This window comes from Lentzea sp. NBC_00516, from assembly GCF_036346835.1.
Lineage (GTDB): Bacteria > Actinomycetota > Actinomycetes > Mycobacteriales > Pseudonocardiaceae > Lentzea > Lentzea sokolovensis.
On the sequence record NZ_CP107840.1, the window covers coordinates 3,059,076 to 3,078,327 of the forward strand.

The 19,252-nt window shown below is 71.0% G+C and carries 14 protein-coding genes and 1 pseudogene; 12 read left to right on the forward strand and 3 right to left on the reverse strand.

Annotated elements, in window-relative coordinates:
* Window positions 1-168: 168 nt before the first annotated feature.
* The 4 genes from OG205_RS13750 to OG205_RS13765 are packed head-to-tail and all read left to right on the forward strand — an operon-like array spanning window position 169 to window position 5,037.
* A complete protein-coding gene (locus OG205_RS13750; RefSeq protein ID WP_330276618.1) occupies window positions 169-1,779 on the forward strand; it encodes an ABC-F family ATP-binding cassette domain-containing protein in 1,611 nt (536 codons plus the stop codon).
* Window positions 1,772-3,343, forward strand: a complete 1,572-nt coding sequence (locus OG205_RS13755; protein WP_330276619.1) for an ABC-F family ATP-binding cassette domain-containing protein — start codon at window positions 1,772-1,774, stop codon at window positions 3,341-3,343. Before OG205_RS13750 ends, OG205_RS13755 begins: the two co-directional genes overlap by 8 nt.
* Window positions 3,344-3,386: 43 nt before the next feature.
* Window positions 3,387-4,235 carry a hypothetical protein gene (locus tag OG205_RS13760; RefSeq protein WP_330276620.1) on the forward strand — a complete coding sequence of 283 codons (849 nt, stop codon included), beginning with the start codon at window positions 3,387-3,389 and terminating at the stop codon, window positions 4,233-4,235.
* A 52-nt stretch (window positions 4,236-4,287) separates the two neighbouring features.
* Entirely contained in the window at window positions 4,288-5,037 is a 750-nt protein-coding gene (locus OG205_RS13765) for a DUF899 family protein (protein WP_330276621.1), read from the forward strand.
* Here OG205_RS13765 and OG205_RS13770 read toward each other — a convergent pair whose 3' ends face one another.
* On the reverse strand, window positions 5,038-5,772 hold the full coding sequence (locus OG205_RS13770; protein WP_330276622.1) for a class I SAM-dependent methyltransferase: 735 nt from the start codon (window positions 5,770-5,772) through the stop codon (window positions 5,038-5,040).
* A 61-nt stretch (window positions 5,773-5,833) separates the two neighbouring features.
* On the opposite strand from OG205_RS13770, the gene OG205_RS13775 reads away from it, so the two are divergent.
* Window positions 5,834-7,021 (forward strand): GNAT family N-acetyltransferase, encoded by a 1,188-nt coding sequence (locus OG205_RS13775; RefSeq protein WP_330276623.1) that lies wholly within the window; start codon window positions 5,834-5,836, stop codon window positions 7,019-7,021.
* A 132-nt stretch (window positions 7,022-7,153) separates the two neighbouring features.
* Window positions 7,154-8,470 carry a cytochrome P450 gene (locus OG205_RS13780; protein WP_330276624.1) on the forward strand — a complete coding sequence of 439 codons (1,317 nt, stop codon included), beginning with the start codon at window positions 7,154-7,156 and terminating at the stop codon, window positions 8,468-8,470.
* Window positions 8,471-8,516: 46 nt separating this feature from the next.
* On the opposite strand, the gene OG205_RS13785 is transcribed toward OG205_RS13780, so the two are convergent.
* Together OG205_RS13785 and OG205_RS13790 are read right to left on the reverse strand one after the other, a co-directional pair.
* The gene (locus tag OG205_RS13785) at window positions 8,517-11,006 is read right to left on the reverse strand and encodes an ABC transporter permease (protein ID WP_330276625.1); all 2,490 of its coding nucleotides are present in this window, start codon (window positions 11,004-11,006) and stop codon (window positions 8,517-8,519) included.
* A 2-nt stretch (window positions 11,007-11,008) separates the two neighbouring features.
* Window positions 11,009-11,740 carry an ABC transporter ATP-binding protein gene (locus OG205_RS13790; protein ID WP_330276626.1) on the reverse strand — a complete coding sequence of 244 codons (732 nt, stop codon included), beginning with the start codon at window positions 11,738-11,740 and terminating at the stop codon, window positions 11,009-11,011.
* 236 nt (window positions 11,741-11,976) lie between these two features.
* On the opposite strand from OG205_RS13790, the gene OG205_RS13795 reads away from it, so the two are divergent.
* The 6 genes and pseudogenes from OG205_RS13795 to OG205_RS13820 form a co-directional block, all read left to right on the forward strand.
* Window positions 11,977-13,353: a serine hydrolase domain-containing protein gene (locus tag OG205_RS13795; protein ID WP_330276627.1), complete on the forward strand. Its 1,377-nt coding sequence runs from the start codon at window positions 11,977-11,979 to the stop codon at window positions 13,351-13,353.
* A complete protein-coding gene (locus OG205_RS13800) occupies window positions 13,350-14,213 on the forward strand; it encodes a serine hydrolase (protein ID WP_330276628.1) in 864 nt (287 codons plus the stop codon). The genes OG205_RS13795 and OG205_RS13800 overlap by 4 nt, the downstream gene beginning before the upstream one ends.
* On the forward strand, window positions 14,210-15,778 hold the full coding sequence (locus OG205_RS13805; protein ID WP_330276629.1) for an ABC transporter substrate-binding protein: 1,569 nt from the start codon (window positions 14,210-14,212) through the stop codon (window positions 15,776-15,778). Before OG205_RS13800 ends, OG205_RS13805 begins: the two co-directional genes overlap by 4 nt.
* Window positions 15,775-16,728, forward strand: coding sequence for an ABC transporter permease (locus OG205_RS13810; RefSeq protein ID WP_330276630.1), 954 nt, complete (start codon window positions 15,775-15,777; stop codon window positions 16,726-16,728). Before OG205_RS13805 ends, OG205_RS13810 begins: the two co-directional genes overlap by 4 nt.
* Window positions 16,728-18,557 carry a dipeptide/oligopeptide/nickel ABC transporter permease/ATP-binding protein gene (locus tag OG205_RS13815; RefSeq protein ID WP_330276631.1) on the forward strand — a complete coding sequence of 610 codons (1,830 nt, stop codon included), beginning with the start codon at window positions 16,728-16,730 and terminating at the stop codon, window positions 18,555-18,557. The genes OG205_RS13810 and OG205_RS13815 overlap by 1 nt, the downstream gene beginning before the upstream one ends.
* A pseudogene (locus OG205_RS13820) lies at window positions 18,554-19,231 on the forward strand (ABC transporter ATP-binding protein); the annotation flags it as partial. The gene OG205_RS13815 and the pseudogene OG205_RS13820, both read left to right, overlap by 4 nt.
* Between the last annotated feature and the right edge of the window lie 21 nt (window positions 19,232-19,252).

Below are 19,252 nucleotides of genomic sequence, written 5' to 3' on the forward strand. Positions count from 1 at the left end.
AGATCAACCGCCCTTGATGAGGAGCTCGACGTGCTGGTGGGTGAAGACGACATCTCAGGGTGAGCCCTGGATGTGACAGGCCATCGACGACCGATGGCCGTTCAGTCGTCCCCTTTTCCCACACGCGCGGTCGTGCCGCGCGCGGCACATTCTTGAGGTCTCACAACCATGTCCGACGCATTCATCGTCGTGTCGTCTCTGTCGTTCTCCTGGCCGGACGACACCCCTGTTTTCGACGGCCTGTCCGTCTCCGTGCCCGGCGGGCGCACCGGTCTCGTCGCCCCCAACGGCGCCGGGAAGTCGACGCTGCTCAAGATCGTGGCGGGCGCTTTGGCGCAATCCGAGGGAACCGTGTCCGTCGAGGGCGTCCTCGGCTACCTCCCGCAGGACCTGCCGCTCACCGCAGGGCTGACCGTGGCCGAGGTGCTCGGTGTCGCGGACGTGCTGCGCGCCATCGCGGCCGTCGAGTCCGGTGACGTCGCCGAGGAGCACTTCACCACCATCGGCACCGACTGGGACCTGGAGGAACGCACGCGCGCGCAGCTCGACCGGCTCGGGCTCGGCGACCTGGCGCTCGACCGGGTGCTCGGCACGCTGAGCGGCGGCCAGGTCATCTCGCTCGGGCTCGCCGCGCAGTTGCTGAAGCAGCCGGACGTGCTGCTGCTCGACGAACCGACCAACAACCTCGATCTGGACGCCCGGCACCGGCTCTACGACGTGCTGGACGACTGGCGCGGGTGTCTGCTCGTGGTGAGCCACGACCGGGCGTTGCTCGACCGGATGGACCGGATCGCCGAGCTCGACGGCGGCGAGATCCGCTTCTACGGCGGCAACTTCAGCGCCTACGAGGAGGCGGTCACCGCAGAGCGCGAGGTCGCCGAGAAGAACATCCGCAGCGCCGAGCAGGAGGTCAAGCGCGAGAAGCGGGAGATGCAGCAGGCCCGCGAACGGTCCGCGCGCCGTGCGTCCAACGCGCAGCGCAACCTCGGCAACGCGGGACTGCCGAAGATCTTCGCCGGCAACATGAAGCGCAACGCGGAGGTGTCGGCGGCCAAGGCGGACGGCACGCACGCGGCGCGTCTCGGGGCCGCGCGCTCGAAGCTCGACAACGCCGAGCGGGCGTTGAAGGAGGAGCAGAAGATCAGCCTGGAGCTGCCGCAGACCGCGGTGCCCGCCGGGCGCACGCTCTTCCTCGGCTCGGACGTCCGGGTGCGGGACCTGTTCTCCGGCCTGGACTTCGCGATCCGGGGGCCGGAGCGGATCGCGCTGGCCGCACCGAACGGGGCAGGCAAGTCGACGCTGCTGCGGGTGGTCCACGGTTCGCTCGCGCCGGACAGCGGCGAGGTGAAACGGGCCGACGGCCGGGTCGCCTACCTGTCACAGCGGCTGGACCTGCTCGACGACTCCCGCACGGTGGCGGAGAACCTGGCCGCGTTCGCCCCCGCCATGCCGCCGGCGGACCGGATGAACCTGTTGGCGCGCTTCCTGTTCCGCGGTCCCCGCGCGCACCTGCCGGTCGGGGTGCTGTCGGGCGGTGAACGGCTGCGGGCGACGTTGGCGTGCGTCCTGTTCGCCGAGCCCGCGCCGCAACTGCTGTTGCTCGACGAACCGACCAACAACCTCGACCTGGTCAGCGCCGGGCAGCTGGAGAGCGCGCTGAACGCGTATCGGGGCGCGTTCGTCGTCGTCAGCCACGACGAGCGGTTCCTGAGCGAGGTGAAGATCGACCGCTGGCTGCGCCTGGACGGCGGCAGGCTGGTGGAGGCCGCTCATGGCTGACGCGCTGGTCGCGACCGAACTGGTGCGCGGGTTCGGTGGCCGGCGTGTGCTCGACGGGGTGTCGCTGACCGCGGCACCCGGCAGGCGCATCGGGCTGATCGGCGAGAACGGCGCGGGCAAGTCGACGTTGCTGCGGCTGCTCGCCGGCGTCGACCAGCCCGACGGCGGTGTCGTGCAACGGCCGCCGGACCTGGGCTTCCTGCACCAGGAGATGCCGTTCCCGGACTCCGCCACGGTCGCCGAGGTCCTGGACCACGCGCTGGCCGAGGCACGCGAGGACCTGGCCGAACTGGAGCGGCTGGGTGCACTGCTCGGCAGCGAGGACGTCGAGGCGGAGTACGCGGAACGGCTGGAACTGGCGCAGCGGCACGAAGCCTGGGACGCGGACCGGCGGGCCGACATCGTCCTCACCGGACTCGGGCTCGGTGACGTGGGCCGCGACCGCACGCTCGGATCGTTGTCCGGCGGGCAAAGGCGGCGCCTCGACCTTGCAGCGCTGGTGATCCGGCGGCCGACCGCGTTGCTGCTGGACGAGCCGACGAACCACCTCGACGACGAAGCGGCCGCGTTCCTGGAGGAGCAACTGCGGTCACTTCCCGGCATCGTGGTGCTGGCGAGCCACGACAGGGCGTTCCTCGACGCGGTGTGCACGGACCTGATGGACCTCGACCCGGCGGTGGACGGGCCCGTCCGGTTCGGCGGCACCTACACCGAGTACCTGCGCCAGAAACGTGCCGACCGCGAGCGCTGGGAACGCCGCTATGCCGAGGAACAGGAGGAAATGGCCGCGGTGCGCGACTCGCTCGGCCTGATCGCCGGGCGCATCGCGCCGAACCGGACCATGCGCGACAGCGACAAGATGGGCTACGGCGTGCGCGCGAACCGCGTGCAGAGCCAGATCTCCCGCCGCGTCCGCAACGCCACCCGGCGCCTCGAGGACCTCGAACGCGACGCCGTGCCCGCTCCCCCGCGCCCGCTGCGGTTCGAACCCGGCGCGGTGGCGTCACAGGCAGAGGAACTGGTGTCACTGCGGGAGATCCGGGTTCCAGGACGGCTCACGCTCGACTTCCTCGACGTGCGCGACGGCGACCGGCTGCTCGTGACCGGCCGCAACGGCGCGGGCAAGTCGACGCTGCTGCTCGTGCTGGCGGGAAAGCTGGACGTCCAGGGCGTGCGGCGGCATCCCGACGTCCGGGTCGGACTGCTCGACCAGGACACGACGTTCGCCAACCCGCGCCTCACCGCACGAGGCACCTACGGCCGCGCGCTCGGCGCCGAACGGGTCGAGCAGATACCGCTGGAGTCGTTGGGGCTGCTGCACAAGTGGGACCTCGGCAAGCCCGTCGGCACGTTGTCGGTGGGCCAGCGACGCCGCCTCGCACTCGCGCTGCTCGTCGCGGATCCGCCACACCTGCTGCTGCTCGACGAGCCGACCAACCACCTGTCGCCGACGTTGTGCGACGAGCTGGAGGACGCGCTGGGGCCGGGTCCGGGCGCGATCGTGCTCGCGAGCCACGACCGCTGGCTGCGCAACCGTTGGCAGGGAGCCGAAATCGGGCTGTGAAACTCGGTGGACGACCCCCGGATGATGGTTCCGGGGGTTTCCGATGGTGGTGTTCGAGTGCGTGGCGTGCGGTGCCGCGCCGACCGTTCCGCTGACGCAGGTCGACCGGCCCGACCACGAGCACTACGACTGGGCGTACAGCACCAGCTTCACTCCATCGCTCCTCCCACCGGGCACCTACGCCGCCCAGGGCGACTTCCTCGTGGGCCCCGGCGACGCGCGAGGCCTGTCCTGGCTGGACGGACGCCCCGATGGCTGGTGTTGCGGGGTGAACGGCACCGACCCGAACCTCGTCTGCGCGTGCGGGCAGCCGGTCGCGACACGGGTGGACGACTGTTCGCGGTGGCAGGTGGTGCGGTTCGCACCCGGTGCCGTGCGAGCTGCCGGCGAGCCGGATCCGGTGCGGCCCTGGGAGGCGTTCGACTGGGACAGCGCGCCACTGACCGAGGGTGAGCTGTGGTGGCCGAGGCGCGTGTCGATCGCGGCCGGGGTCGCGCTCGCCCGCGTGCTGCTCGCCGCACGGGAGTCGCCCGTGCTCGCCGCGGACGGGCCGGTCGCCGACCTGTTCCAGCGCGATCTCGACGCGTGGAGACCGCCAGGACCACCTCCCAGGACCCTGGCACTGGCGGGGCCGGGCCTGACCGCCCGGGCCGACCTCCTGATGGTGCCCCGGCATCCGCAGACGGGCGAGGCCTGGCCCGTGCCGGGGACGACCGTGCCGGTCTCGGCCGAGCTGTGGCTCTGGCTGGCGAACGACAAGCCCCCGTACCTGCCGAGGACCGGCGGGCAGTGGGAGCCCTACCTCCGCCACGATCCGTTGCCGTGCCGCCCCAGAGAACTTGGGGTGGACAGCGGCGCCGCGCGGCAGGAGATGTCGAGACTGCGGAAATAGCTTCGACGTGGTTGTGCAAGGACACCCGCACAACCACCACGGAGGACTGATCATGACCGGACGCCCGCCCGTCACCGACCTCGCCACCTGGCAGAAGGCCCGAGACGAGCTCCTGCTCCGCGAGAAGGCCCACACCCGCGAGGGCGACGCGATCGCGGCCGAACGCCGGAGGCTGCCGATGGTCGAGTTCGACGGCGAGGTCGAGGTGGTCGGCGCCGACGGACCCGTGCCGTTCGTGGAGCTGTTCCAAGGCCGCGACGAGCTCGTGGTCTACAAGCACATGTGGTGGGACGGCGCGCCGCACCAGGGGCAGTGCGAGGGCTGCACGCACATCCCGTGGCACTTCGACGACGCCGCCTACCTCAACGCACGCGGGGTCTCGTTCGCGATGGTGACCACGGGCGCGTGGGACGAGGTGGCCGCGTTCGTGGAGTTCATGGGCTACAAGCAGCCGTGGTACTCGGTGCGCGGGGTGGACGAGCCCATCGGCGGTGAGATGGGCTACCTGACCGGCTACCTGCGCGACGGCGACCGCACGTTCCTCACGTACTCCACGACGGGACGCGGCACCGAGCGGGTCAACGGGTCGCTGGGGCTGCTCGACATGACCGTGCACGGCCGAGGCGAGGCGTGGGAGCAGCACCCGGAGGGCTGGCCCGAGGCGCGGCAGGCCGGCTGGTTCTGGCGCACGAACGCGGACGGGCACTCCAGCTGGGGTGAGGACAGCAGGCCGGTTCCGCAGTGGACTCGTCCTGGTTCGACGCCGGTGACGACCCTGGGGCGGCAGGGCCACTGCCACTGATCAGCGCGGTTTGACCGCGGTGGCGAGGAGGCGGCGCCTTCTGTCGAAGTTCGACAGAATGTGCCGCGCCTCCTTTTGCATCGACACCATCGCGGAGTCGGATGCCTTGACGGTGAGCGCCTCCTCCCACATCCGCCTCTCGGTCACCCTCCACTCGGGCCTGTCCGCGATCTCGGCGCCGGCGAACCCCGCCTCGGGGATCTGCCTGGCCAGGTCCACCTCGCGGGTCCGGCGCGTGATCCGCTCGTCGTCGGGATCGACCGCCTGCCAGCAGGTGACGACCAGCCGTCCGCCGGGCCGGAGCACCCGCAGGCATTCCCGCAGCGCGTCCGGCTTGGACTCCGCGAACTGCAGGGCGTCGACGATGAGCACGGCGTCCACCGAGGACGCGTTGAGGCCCGTGGCGGTCAGCGTTCCCACCCGGAAGTCGCCACCGCCGCTGCGCTGCCTGGCCTGCTCGATCGCCACGGAGGAGAAGTCCACGCCGACCAACCGGCATCCGGTGCGGCGCGCGATCTCCAGCCCGTAGCCGCCCCGGCCGCACGCCAGGTCCAGCAGCACATGGCCCTCGCCCACACCGAGAGCGGTCACGACCTCGTCGAGGCCCGCCCCGCTCAGCAGGCTCGTCGACTCCAGGCCCGGTGGAAGGGCAAGCACCCGCCGCACCAGCTCGTCGGCCAGTGGCGACGCGGCCCGGTCGGCGTACCAGCGGTCGAAGTCCTCAGCGCTCGTCACCCTGTCGACACTGCCAGAAAACTCGTTTGTGCTCGGCGGCTTTCCACCGGTCCACTGTGGCGTGCAGATCCGTTCCACGACAGCCCAGGACCTCGACGTCTTCCTCGGCACCGTCCACACCGCGTTCGGGCGTTTCCCCGAGACCCCGGACCCGGACGGCGGCGGCCTGTGGTGGTCCGCTCTCGAGATGGACAGGAGCCTGCTCGCCGAGACGGAGGACGGGAAGGCCGTCGGAACGGCCACCGCGTACTCGTTCGAACTCACGCTGCCCGGCGACGTCGTCGTCCCGGCGGCCGGGATCACCGGGGTCGGCGTGCTGCCCACGCACCGCCGCCAGGGCGTTCTCACCGAGATGATGCGGTTCCAGCTCGCTGAGCTGCGAGAACGCGGCGATTTCCTGTCCGTGCTGCTGGCCAGCGAGGGCGGGATCTACGGCAGGTTCGGCTACGGCCCGGCGACCTACACGCGCCGCATGACGGTCCAGCGCAGCCAAGGCGCGTTCAGGACGCAGGTGCGCACGGACTCGATCGAGGTCCTCCCGCGATCCGAAGCCACCGGCGTCATGGAACAGGTCTACGACCGCTACCGCCGCACCCAGCCCGGCGCGCTGGGAAGGCCGCACCGCTGGTGGGCCCTGGGCGCGGGCATGCCGCCGATGACACGGGCACCGCGCTACGTCGCCGTTCACCGCGATGGCGACCGACCGGACGGGTACGCCACCTACGCGCTGAACAACGGCACGCTGACGATCGACGAGATCATCACCTCCGACGACGCCGTGTTCGCGGCGCTGGCCCGGTTCGCGCTCGACCACGACCTGGTCACCGAGGTGGTGTTCAAGCACGTCCCGACCGGCCACCCGCTGCACTGGATGCTCGAGGACTTCAACGCGGGCCAGGTCAGCGGCGTGATGGACTGGCTATGGGTACGGCTGCTGGACGTGCCGCGGGCGCTGACCACGCGCGGCTGGTTCACGGACGGCGAGATCGTGCTCGACGTCGACGACCCGTTCCTCCAGGAACGCCACCGCTACCTGCTGACCGTCGAGAACGGAATGGCCGAATGCGTGGAGACGACCCGCGATCCGGACCTGGAACTGGACATTCGCGATCTGGGTTCGCTCTGCCTGGGCGGAACCACGCCGAGCACGCTCATCCGGGCAGGGCACGTCAAAGCACACGAATCGGCCGCGAAAGCTGACGCTCTGTTCCGTTCCGAACGCCCTCCGCACTGCCTGCACTGGTTCTGACCAACGTCTGGACCAAAGTATGACGGCGCGTTAGGCCCAGGTATGACGCACGCGAGCGGCTGCGTCGTTATTGTCCGTTCCGACGGACATCATCAGCTCGTAACCCCCTTTCCGCCGAAGGGCAGCCGCGTCATGTGGGAAGTTCTGCAGTCAGCGACCGACGTCCGGTCGCGCGTGACCGAGTGGATGGGGAAGCGGTTCCTCGCACACCTCAGCAAAACCGGGTTCGACCTCGAGTCGTCCTGGTTCGTGCCCTCGCGCGTGCTCGCCCCGCTGCGGCGCAACGGGTTGGACCCGGTGCCGGAGCTGGCGCGGATGCAGTCCCACGGCCCGATCACGCGCCTGCCGCTGCCGGTGACGGTGTGGCTGGTGACCGGCTACGAGGCGTCCAAGCAGGTGCTCGTCGACTCGGAGGCGTTCAGCAACGACTTCGGCCACCTGCGGGAGCTCGGACTCTTCTCGGACGAGGCGCCGGGCGGGCTCGGGTTCAGCGACCCGCCGGAGCACACGCGGCTGCGCAAGGTGCTGACGCCGGAGTTCACCATGCGACGGCTCTCCCGGCTCGTGCCGCGGATCGAGCAGATCGTCGCGGACCAGCTCGACCTGATGTCCATGAAGGACGGACCCGTCGACCTCGTCGAGCACTTCGCGATGACGGTGCCCGCGCTCACGATCTGCGAGCTGCTGGGCGTGCCCGCGAGTGAGCGGGAGGAGTTCCAGCGGCGCAGCGTCTCGCGGTTCGACCTCGGCGGAGCGGCCACCACGTCGTTGTCCGCTGTGTCCGAGTCGATCGTCTACTTCCGGGAGCTGGTGCGCGCCCAGCGCCTGGCCCCGACCGACGGGCTGCTCGGTGAGCTCGTCCGCAAGCACGGCGACGACCTCGGCGACGACGAACTCGCGGGTCTCGCGGACGGGCTGCTCACCGGCGGGTTCGAGACGACGGCGAGCATGATCTCGCTCGGCACCCTCGCGATGCTGCGCGACCCCGCCCTGCGCGATGCCGCACTCGGCGACGACAAGACGGTGAACGGGCTGGTCGACGAGCTGCTGCGGCACCTCAGCGTCGTGTCCGTGGCGTTCCTGCGGATCGCCCGCCACGACATCGAGATCGCCGGGACGAAGATCAAGGCGGGCGACATCGTGGCGTGCTCGCTGTCGCAGGCCAACCGCGACCCGAGCGTCTACGCCACCCCGGACGCGATCATGGCGGACCGTCCCGCGAGCCAGCACCTCGCGTTCGGCTACGGCGCGCACCGCTGCATCGGCGCCGAACTCGCGAAGATGGAACTGCGGATCGCCTACCCGGCGCTCGTCCGCCGGTTCCCGGAGATGCGCCTCGCGGCCGAGCCGGGCGCGCTGTCGTTCCGCAAGCTCTCGATCGTCTACGGGCTGCACTCGCTGCCGGTCCACCTCGGCGCGCAGCCCAGCCCGATCCAGCAGGTCCTCTGACGCCGAGAAGGGCCACCCGGTTCGTCCGGGTGGCCCTTCTCGTTCCTCACTCGCGACTGCCGATGGCGTCGATGGGTTTCGCCCGCAACGACAACCGCGTGGACACCGCGATCGACACGAGGCCGAGCAGCGCGGCCCCGGCCAGCGCGCCCAGGTAGACCCCGATCGGACCGGCGGGCAGCGGGTTGCCGATCAGGCCGATCGACAGCACGCCCAACGGCACCGCCGCTACCAGCGACCCCAGCACCGCGGCCAGTCCGACCGTGAGCAGCGCCTCGGTCCGCATCATCCGCACGATCTGGCGGCGTCCGGTGCCGACCAGGCGCAGCAGGGCGAACTCGCGACGTCGTGCGGCTGTGGACATCACCAGCGTGTTCGACACGGAGATCGCGACGTAGCCGAGGATGACGCCGACCGCGACGAGGTTGAGCAGGAACTGGGTCCGTTCCTGGCTGCGGTCCTGCGCCGCCACCCGTTCGGTCACCTGCAGGCCCGGATAGCGGCCGGCCAGGGCGTCGAGAGCGGTGGTGTCCGCGGCCTTCACGAGCACGGCGCTGTCCATGCCGGCGTTGGTGTGGGCGCGGGCGTCCGCGGCGGACAGCACGTAGTCGCCGAACGCGAGGTCGTGCCGGTACGTCGCGACCACCTTCAGCTTCGCCCGCTGACCGTCCGCGTACCAGAACTCCACCTCGTCCCCGACCTTCTTGTCCTCCCAGGAGGCGTGCGAGGCGCTCAGCGCCACGGTGCCCGTCCGGAGGTCGTCGAGGCTGCCGGAGACGACGTCGAGGTCGACCATGCCGCTCGCGGTGGAGTCGAGGCCGTTGGCAGGACGGCTCTGCACCTCGACGCTGTCCCCCGTCTTGCTGGCGGTGATCACCTGAGTGCGCACCAGCGACGTGGCCGTGACGCCGGGGACCTGCTTGGCCGCCTCGGCGACCTCCGCGGGCACGCCGGTGATGCTGGTGATCACGTGGTCGGCGGTGATCGACTGTTCGGTCTGCTGCTGCACGGCGGCGGTGAGGGTCGTCTGGCTGTAGAAGTTGACCACCGCGAACCCGATGGCCAGCATCAACGGCGTCACCGCGGCCGCGAGCCGCCGCGAGTTCCTCAGCACGTTCGCCGACGCCAGGTACCCGCTCACCCCGGCCGACCTGGCCAGCACGGGCGCGATGACCCGGACCGCCGCCCCGATCACGCGAGGACCGGTGAGCGAGAGACCGATGATCAGCACGAGGGCCGCCATCACCGACATCGCCGCGCCGAGCTGGCCGCCGAGGAACAACGGCACGGTCGTCGCGCCCAGCCCGATCGCGATCAGCACCCAGCCGATGGCCAGCCGGACCCCGCCGACGTCCCGCTTCTGCACCGCGGCCTCGCCCAGCGCCTCGACGGGGTTGATCGACGACGGCCTGCGCGACGCGCTCCAGGCCGCGACCCGAGCCGCCGCCACACCGATCACCAGGGCCGCGACCAGCGGAATCGGGCTGATCGACAGCGCGAAGTCGTCCGGCACGACCCCGATCCGCGCGAACGCGTCGCGCAGGCCATGGCCGACCAGGATGCCGAGCAGGCTGCCCAGCACGCCGGCGATCACCGAGACGACCGTGGTCTCGACGCCGATCAGCCTGCGGATCTGCCGCGGCGTCGCGCCCACGGCCCGCAGCAGGGCGAACTCGCGGCGGCGTTGCTCGACGGTCAGCGCGAGGGTGCTGGCCACCACGAAGATCGCGACCAGGACCGCGTACCCGCCGAACGACCCGGCGAGGATCGCGAGGAGCGACTTGGTCTGGCTGACGTCCTCGAACTCGGCCGCGCTGCGGTCGGCGCCCGAGGACACCGTGACGTGGTCGTTCGCGAGCACGCTCTCGATTCGCCCCGCGTCGGCTCCCAGCACGCCGATGGCACTCACGCGGTCAGGACGTCCGGCGAGCTCGGCCGCTTTGGTCTCGCTGAAGAACAACGACGCCTGGCGTGCCCGGCCGGCGGCGTCGGCGATGCCCGCCACCCGGTAGGTCTCGGGGACCGAGCGGGTCATGATCCGCACCTGCGCGCCCACACCGGCTCCCGCCTCGGCCGCCAGGCCCGAGTCCAGGACCACCTCGTTCGCCTGCGGCGCGGTGCCCTCCTTCAGCGTGAAGGGCGCCAGCACGGCGGAGTCCCAGTTGTGGCCGAAGGACGGCTTGCTCGCGAGGGGCTGCCCGTCCTGGCCCACCACGACAGCGGGGAAAGTCTGCTCGGGGACGGCCCTCGCACCCGGTACCGCCGCGATCTTGGCGGCCAGCGCGGCCGGGATGGACGGCTGCTCGGCGGCGTGCTCGAACGCCAGCACGTCACCGCCGTCCGGCCGCACGATCCGGTCGCCGGTCACGACCACGTCGGCGGCCGCGTAGCGCTGGGTCGGCACGCCGCCGCGGAAACCGGACTCCATCAGGATCCCGCAGGCCGCGACGAGCGCGGTGCCGCACAGGATCGCGACGAACGCCCCGATGAACCCGCTGGTGCGGGCCTTGACGGTCTGCCAAGCGAGACTCAGCACGCTCACCACTCCCCGAGGTGCGTCATGCGCTCGGCGACCTTCTCGGGCGTCGGCCCGACGAGTTCGCCGGCCAGCCTTCCGTCCGCCAGGAAGAGCACGCTGTGCGCGGCCGAAGCGGCCACCGGGTCGTGCGTGACCATCAGCACCGTCTGTCCCATCTCGTCCACAATGGACCGAAGCAGGCTCAGGACCTGGTGCGCGGTCCGGGAGTCCAGCGCCCCGGTCGGTTCGTCGGCCAGCACGACCTCGGGCCTGGCCACCAGTGCGCGGGCGATCGCGACGCGTTGCTGCTGACCGCCGGACAGCTCGGACGGAAGCCGGTCCAGCCGCCCGTCCAGACCGACCCTGCCGACGACCTCGTTCAGCCACGCCCGGTCCGCCGCACGCCCTGCCAGGCGCAGCGGCAGGGTGATGTTCTGCTCGACGGTCAGCGACGGCAGCAGGTTGTAGGCCTGGAAGACGAACCCGATCCGGTCGCGCCGCACCTTCGTCAGCGCCGCCTCCTTCAGGCCGCCGAGGTCGGTGTCGCCGAGCAGCACGCGGCCGGACGTCGGCCGGTCCATGCCCGACGCGCAGTGCAGGAAGGTGCTCTTGCCCGAGCCGGACGGTCCCATCACGGCGGTGAACGTGCCCCGCCGGATACCGACGGTCACCTCGTCCAGCGCGGTGACGGCGCCGCCCCCGGAGCCGTACACCTTCCGCACCGCCTGCAGCGACAGCGCGTCTGCACTCATCACGTTTCTCCTTGGCTCGCAACGTTCTTCTGGCCATGAACGTAATTTCGCGGGCCGTGCGGAACGATCACGCAGGCTGCCCGGGCTCAGGTGGAGCAGGCTCTACCTCCAGGCGGGTTCGTCCGCGCGAACGAACCGGGGAGGTCAGATTCGTCGGCCGCGACGAGGTGACCGCAAGGGCGCGAAACCTAGCGTTGCCGGTGACCGGAGTCACGTCGACGTGGGATGGGGCGCGGATGTCCAAGCTCAACGAGATCAACGAGTGGCTGCAGGAGAACCTGCCGCGACTGGCCGCCGAGCACGACGTGCCGGGGGCCGCGGTGGCCGTCACCGTCGGCGACGACGTGGCCGAGGCCGCGGCGGGCGTGCTCAACAAGAACACCGGCGTCGAGACGACGACCGACTCGCTGTTCCAGATCGGGTCGATCACCAAGGTCTGGACGGCGACGCTCGCGATGCAGCTCGTCGACGAGGACCTGCTGGACCTCGACGCGCCGGTGCGGGACTACCTGCCCGAGTTCCGCGTCGCCGACGAGGACGCCGCCGCGCGGATCACGGTGCGGCAGCTGCTGAACCACACCTCGGGCTTCGAGGGCGACCTCTTCACCGACACCGGCCGCGGTGACGACTGCGTGGAGAAGTACGTCGCCACGTTGCACGACACGCCCCAGCTCTTCGCGCCCGGCGAGATGTTCAGCTACAACAACGCCGCCTACTGCGTGCTCGGCCGGATCGTGGAGGTCATGCGCGGCAAGCCGTACGACGACTGCCTGCGCGAGCACCTGTTCGCCCCGCTCGGCCTGACCCACGCCGCCGCGGACGCCTACGAGGCGATCATGCACCGCGCCGCCGTCGGGCACCTCACGCCCGACGAGGAGTCCGGGCCGCAGGTGGCGCCGGTCTGGGCGCTGGTGCGGTCGAACGCCCCGGCCGGTTCCATGCTCGCCATGAGCGCCAGTGACCTGCTGAAGTTCGCGCGGATGCACATGAACGCCGGTGCCTCCGTGTTGTCGCCCGCCGGGGTCGAGGCCATGCAGAAGGTTCAGGTGCAGGTGCCCGACCTCGCGCTGATGGGCGACGCGTGGGGTCTGGGCTGGGAGTTGTTCCACTATCCACAAGCGACGGTCATCGGCCACGACGGCGGCACGATCGGGCAGAACGCCTTCCTGCGCCTGGTTCCCGAGCACGGCGTCGGCGTCGCGTTGCTGACCAACGGCGGCAAGACCATCGACCTCTACCAGGCGATCTTCCGGCACGTGCTGCGCGAGCTCACCGGCGTCGAACTTCCGGCCATGCCCGAGCCCGCCGCGGAGCCCGCGCGCGTCGACGGCGACCGGTTCACCGGCGTGTACGTGTCGGCGGTCAGCGAGCGCGTGATCACCCAGGACGCGGACGGACGGATCTGGATGGAGGTCATCCCGAAGGGGATCATGGCCGAGCTCAGCCCGGAGTCCGCCGGCAAGACCGAGCTGGTGCCATGGCGCGACGACACACTCGTTGCGGCGGAACCGGTGCACGGCATCCACATGCCGCACGCGTTCGTCGGTGACGATGGCAACGGGCGGGCGCTGTTCCTGCACACCGGCCGCGCGGACCGACGGGTCGCGCCGTGATCGCTGAGGTGTTCGCGGAGGCCGGCGTGGAGGGGTTCGTCCACGCCCGCGAGATCGGGGTGGACGGCCGGGAGTTCTGTCACCGCGCGGACGACCAGGTCGTGCTGGCGTCGGTGTTCAAGATCCCGGTCGCCGTCGCCTACGCCGCCGAGGTGGCGGCGGGACGGCTCGACGAGACCGAACGGACGCGCGTCACGTCCCGCTACCGCATCGGCGGGATCGGCACCGCGGGGTGTGCCGACGACGTCGAGATGAGCTGGCGCGACCTGGCGTTGTTCATGATGACGATGAGCGACAACGCCGCGACGGACGTCGTCTTCCACCGCGTCGGCCAGGCCGCGGTCGACGCCGTGCTGGACAAGGCGGGGCTGGAGCGCACCCGGATTCTGGGCTGCTGCGAGGACCTCTTCGCCTCGGTGGCCGCGGACCTGGGCACGAACGACGTCGAGGAGGTGCTCGCGGGCCCGTCCTGGGAGCTCGTCTCGAAGCTGTCCATCGTGGATCCCGACCGCACCACTTCCTCGACACCGAGGGAGATCACGACGTTGCTCGACGCCATCTGGACCGACCGCGTCGCGGAACCCGAGGCGTGCCAACGGGTCCGGACGATCATGGCGCAGCAGATCTGGCCGCACCGGCTCTCGTCGGGCTTCCCCGCCGACGTCCAGGTCGCCGCCAAGACCGGCACGCTGCCCAGCGTCCGCAACGAGGCCGGCGTCGTCACCTACCCGGACGGCCACAGCTACGCCGTCGCGGTGTTCACCCGTTCCCAGTCCCTCGACCTGCGCGACCCCGCCGCCGACGCGGTGATCGGCCGCGCCGGACGCCTCGCCGTCGACCAGCTCCGGAGGACGTCATGAAGCGCGCGGTAGCCCTGCTCGGAGTCCTCGTCCTCGCCGCGTGCGGGACGACGGCCACGTCCGGAAGCCAGAACCTGGCCGAGGGCAAGACCTTCACCATGTCGGTCGCCGCGGATCCGGGTTCGCTCGATCCCGCCCTGACGGTCCTGTCGGTGGCGCGGCAGGTCGGCCGGTTCCTCTACGGCAGGCTGATCGAACGCACCTCGAACGGTGAGATCGTCGCCGGCCTCGCCGAGAAGTGGGACGCCACCACCACGACCGCGACCTTCACACTGCGCCAAGGCATCACGTGCGCCGACGGAGCGCCGCTGACCGCCGCCGACGTCGCCGCGAACATCACGTTCGTCGGCGACCCGAAGAACAAGTCCGCGCTCGCCGGGCTCCAGGTCGTTCCCGGCACCACGGCCACGGCGGACGAGGCGACCCGCACCGTCACCGTCACCAGCGGCGCACCGGACGCGTTCCTGCTGACCAACGTCGGCACGCTGCCGATCGTGTGCGCCAAGGGCATGAGCGACCGCACGTTGCTCGCCAAGGGCGAACAGGGCACCGGCATGTTCACGGTCTCCGAGATCGTGCCGAACGACCACTACACCCTGGTGCGGCGCAAGGACTTCGCGTGGGGACCCGGCGACTGGCAGAAGGACCAGCAGGGCCTGCCGGACAAGGTCGTCATCCGGGTGATCGCGAACGAGACGACCGCCGTGAACCTGCTGCTGTCCGGCCAGCTCACCACCGCGACCGTGGCGGGCCCTGATCAGGAACGCCTGCTCGCCCAGAAACTCGACCACGTCGACACCGCCACCCCGCTGGGCACGCTGTCGTTCAACCAGGCGGACGGGCATCTCGGTCGGGATCCCTCCGTGCGCAGGGCGCTTCTGCAGGCGCTCGACCTCGCGCAGGTCGGCAAGGTGCTGACCACCGGCAAGGGCAGGCCGTCGAAGGGCTTCGTGACCGTCGAGCCCCGTCCCTGCACCGGTGACAACGTGACGCCCAACCTGCCCGCGTTCGACAAGGCGGCCGCCTCCAGCGCGCTCGACACGGCGGGATGGCGGGCCGGGCCGGACGGCACGCGGGCGAAGGACGGCAAGCCGTTGTCGGTCAAGCTGCTCCAGCCGACCGTCCTCGGTCCGACGCTGACCGCGACCGCCGAGCTGATCCAGCAGGCGTGGCAGGGAGTCGGGGTGAAGGTGGAGATTCAGCCCGTCGACGCCGCCGGCATCAACCAGGCGCTGTTCGGCACCGGCGCGTGGGACGCGGCGATGGTGCCGCTGACGTTGTCGCTGCCGAGCCAGCTGGTGTCGTTCGCGTCCGGCCCGGTGCCGCCGGAGGGCGTGAACTTCGCCCACGTCGCCAACGCCGAGTTCGCCGAGGAGTCGCAGAAGGCCGCGTCCCTCGCCGGCACGGCCGGCTGCGAGCACTGGGACAAGGCCGAGGCCGCCCTGGTCCGCGACGCCGGCCTGGTGCCGTACTTCGACGCCGTCGTGCCCACCTTCGTCAAGGGCGCGAAGTTCACGATCAGCGACAGCATCGACCCGACCTCGATCCGGATGCTTGCCTCATGACCGCTGCCGGCTGGGCACCGTTCGCGCGGCGGCGGGCCCTGCGCTTCCTGACCTCGCTGTGGGTGCTGGTGACGGCGGCGTTCCTGATGATCCACCTGATCCCCGGCGACCCGGTCCGCGAGTCCCTGGGCCTGTCCGCGCCACCGGACCTCGTGGCCTCCCGCCGTGCCGCGCTGGGTCTCGACGACCCGTTGCCCGTGCAGTACTGGCACTACCTGGAAGGGCTGTTCCGGGGCGAGTTCGGCACCTCGCTGATCAGCGGCACGCCGGTCGCGTCGCTGATCGGCGACCGCCTGCCCGCGACCGTGCAACTGGCCGTGCTCGCGTTCCTGGTCGTGGTCGTCGTGGCGGTGCCGGTCGGCGTCGTCATGGCGATCCTGACCAGGGGCGACCGCCGGCGTGGCGGCGAGCTGGCGTTCACCTCGACCAGCGTGGTGCTCGCGGCGATCCCGGAGTTCCTGCTCGCGGTGGGCCTCGTGAGCCTCTTCGCCGTGCAGCTGGGCCTCTTCCCCGTGGCGGGCAACGACGCCGCGGGTTCGTGGGTGCTGCCGGTGCTCGCCCTGGCCATCGGCCCGGCCGCGGTGCTCGCCAGGATCGTGCGGGTGGAGCTGCTCTCCGTGCTGGGCAACGACTTCGTGCGAACAGCCCGCGCCAAACGCCTGCCGTCACGCCTGGTGTACGTGCGGCACGCGCTGCCCAACGCCGTCACCGCGACCCTGACCCTGGGCGGCATGATGCTCGCCGCCCTGGTGGCGGGAACCGTGCTGGTGGAGAACGTGTTCGCGTGGCCGGGACTGGGCTCGACCATCGTCGGCTCGATCCAGCAGAAGGACTACCCGGCCGTGCAGGGAATCGTGCTGGTGTACGGGGCAGGGGTGCTGCTGGTGAACCTGGTCGTCGACGTGGCGCTGGCACTGCTCGATCCGCGTTCGACGATCAGGGAGGCGTGATGCGCCGCCTGGCTGTCCTCCGGTCCCCCGTGGGTGCGGCCTCCGCCGTCCTCCTCACGGTCCTCCTCGCCCTGGCGATCTTCGCCCCGCTGCTGTGGGGCGACCGCGCGGGTGCCATCGACACCGACTCCATCCAGCAGGGCCCGTCCGCCGAGCACCTCCTCGGCACCGACCAGCTCGGCCGCGACATCTTCTACCGGGTGCTGGTGGCCACCAGGCTGACCATCGGGCTGGCGCTGCTCGCGACGCTGATCGGCGTGGTCACCGGCCTGATCCTCGGATCGGCGCCCTCGGTGCTGCCGCGGTGGGCCGGCAGGATCGTCACGTCGGCGGTCAACATCGCCGTGGCGTTCCCGGGGTTGTTGCTGGCACTGTTCTTCGCCGTCATCTTCGGCACCGGGACGATCGGCGCGGTGCTCGCGATCGCGTTCGCGATCACGCCGTCGTTCGCGCGGCTCACCCAGACGCTGACGGCGTCGGTGAGCGGGCGCGACTTCATCAAGGCGGCACGGGTGTGCGGGGTGGGCCGGTTCCGGCTGCTGACCCGGCACGTCCTTCCCAACATCGCCGAGCCGCTCGTCATCAACGCCACCCTCGTGGCGGGGTCGGCGCTGACCGCGTTCGCCGGGCTGTCGTTCCTCGGCATCGGCGTGCAGGCGCCCTCCTACGACTGGGGCCGGTTGCTCGGCGAAGGCCTCAGCCGCATCTACATCTCCCCCGCGCCCGCGTTGGGGCCCGCGATCGCCGTGGTGCTCGCGGGTCTGGCGTTCAACCTGTTCGGCGAGGCCGCCGCGGCGGGCCACCGGGAGCGGCAGCCGCGCGGCACCGCGGTCCGCGCGCCGGAGTCCACCGGCGGCACCGACGAGAGCGGGCTGCTGACCGTCCGGAACCTGCACGTCACCTTCCCCGGCGGGATCACGCCGGTGCGGGGCGTGTCGTTCACCGTCCACAACGGAGAGATGATCGGCGTGGTCGGCGAGTCCGGTTCCGGCAAGAGCCTCACGGCGCTGGCCGTGTCGCGGCTCGTCGAACATCCCGGCACGGTCACCGCCGACACGTTGCGGTTCAACGGAAAGCCCCTCGACCAGACCCCGGACCGTGAGCTGGGCACGCGGCTGGCGATGGTGTTCCAGGACCCGATGACGTCGTTCAACCCGACCAGGCGCATCGGCGGACAGGTCGCCGAGGTGTCCGAGGTGCACCAGGGACTCAGCCGCAAAGCCGCGCTGCGCAAGGCGATCGGTCGGCTGGAAGCGGTGCGGATCCCGGAGCCGGAACGCCGGGCGAAGCAGTACCCGCACGAGTTCTCCGGAGGGATGCGGCAGCGGGCGATGATCGCGATGGGTCTGATGGGCGAACCCCAGCTGGTGATCGCCGACGAACCCACCACCGCGCTCGACGTCACGGTGCAGCGCGAGGTCCTCAAGCTGCTCGCCAGGATCAGGCAGGAGCGCGGTGCCGCGGTGTTGCTGATCAGCCACGACATCACGGTGGTGGCGCAGACCTGCGATCGCGTGCTCGTGATGTACGCGGGCCGGATCGTCGAGGAGCTGCCGACGGCCGAGCTGTTCACGGCGGCGCGGCACCCGTACACGACGGCGCTGCTCAAGGCGGTGCCCGACCTCGACACGGACCGGGACGCGCCGCTCGCCGTCATCCCCGGCCGGCCACCGGAGCCCGGCGAGATCGGCCAGGGGTGCCCGTTCGCACCGCGCTGCCCGCTCGCCGACGACCAGTGCCGGACCGAGGAACCCGAGCTCGAGGCCTTCGGCGACGGGCACCGGGTCGCGTGCTGGAAGTCCGAGACCGAACTGGCAGGTGCGCGATGACCGACCTCGTCTTCAGCAACGTCACCGTCCGCTTCGGCCACCACACGGCGGTCGACGACGTCAGCCTCACCGTGCCGTCGGGCCAGGTCGTGGGCCTGGTCGGCGAGTCGGGCTCCGGCAAGTCCACCCTCGCCGCCACCGCGGTACGCCTGATCAAGCCCACCGAGGGACAGGTGCACGCGGACGGCAAGGTCCAGATGGTCTTCCAGGACCCGTACTCGTCGCTCGACCCGAGGATGAGCATCGGCAACACGATCGCCGAGGCCATGCCACGCGGCACCGACCGCAAGGCAGAGGTCGCGAGGCTGCTCGAACTGGTGAACCTCGACCCCGGCCGGGCCTCCGCGCTGCCGGCGAGGCTCTCCGGCGGGCAGCGGCAGCGAGTCGCGCTCGCCAGGGCTCTGGCCGGGAAGCCGAAGGTGATCATCGCCGACGAGATCACGTCCGCGCTGGACGTGTCCGTGCAGGGCGCCGTCCTGAACCTGGTCCGCGACCTGCAACGGCAGTTCGGCCTGACCATGTTGTTCATCTCGCACAACCTCGCCGTCGTGCGGTACGTGAGCGACCGCGTCGCGGTGATGCAAGCGGGCAAGATCGTGGAGGAGGGGCCGGCCGCGCAGGTGCTCGCCGACCCCCAGCACGAGTACACGCGCGAGCTGCTCGTGGCCGCGCCCAGGCGTGACACGAGGCTGGAG

Bases quoted from the DNA above. Each gene is read 5' to 3' on its own strand.
- OG205_RS13760 (WP_330276620.1), top strand. From the start codon at position 3,387: ATGGTGGTGTTCGAGTGCGTGGCGTGCGGTGCCGCGCCGACCGTTCCG.
- OG205_RS13790 (WP_330276626.1), bottom strand. From the start codon at position 11,740: ATGAGTGCAGACGCGCTGTCGCTGCAGGCGGTGCGGAAGGTGTACGGC.
- OG205_RS13750 (WP_330276618.1), top strand. From the start codon at position 169: ATGTCCGACGCATTCATCGTCGTGTCGTCTCTGTCGTTCTCCTGGCCG.
- OG205_RS13780 (WP_330276624.1), top strand. From the start codon at position 7,154: ATGTGGGAAGTTCTGCAGTCAGCGACCGACGTCCGGTCGCGCGTGACC.
- OG205_RS13755 (WP_330276619.1), top strand. From the start codon at position 1,772: ATGGCTGACGCGCTGGTCGCGACCGAACTGGTGCGCGGGTTCGGTGGC.
- OG205_RS13795 (WP_330276627.1), top strand. From the start codon at position 11,977: ATGTCCAAGCTCAACGAGATCAACGAGTGGCTGCAGGAGAACCTGCCG.
- OG205_RS13765 (WP_330276621.1), top strand. From the start codon at position 4,288: ATGACCGGACGCCCGCCCGTCACCGACCTCGCCACCTGGCAGAAGGCC.
- OG205_RS13810 (WP_330276630.1), top strand. From the start codon at position 15,775: ATGACCGCTGCCGGCTGGGCACCGTTCGCGCGGCGGCGGGCCCTGCGC.
- OG205_RS13805 (WP_330276629.1), top strand. From the start codon at position 14,210: ATGAAGCGCGCGGTAGCCCTGCTCGGAGTCCTCGTCCTCGCCGCGTGC.
- OG205_RS13815 (WP_330276631.1), top strand. From the start codon at position 16,728: ATGCGCCGCCTGGCTGTCCTCCGGTCCCCCGTGGGTGCGGCCTCCGCC.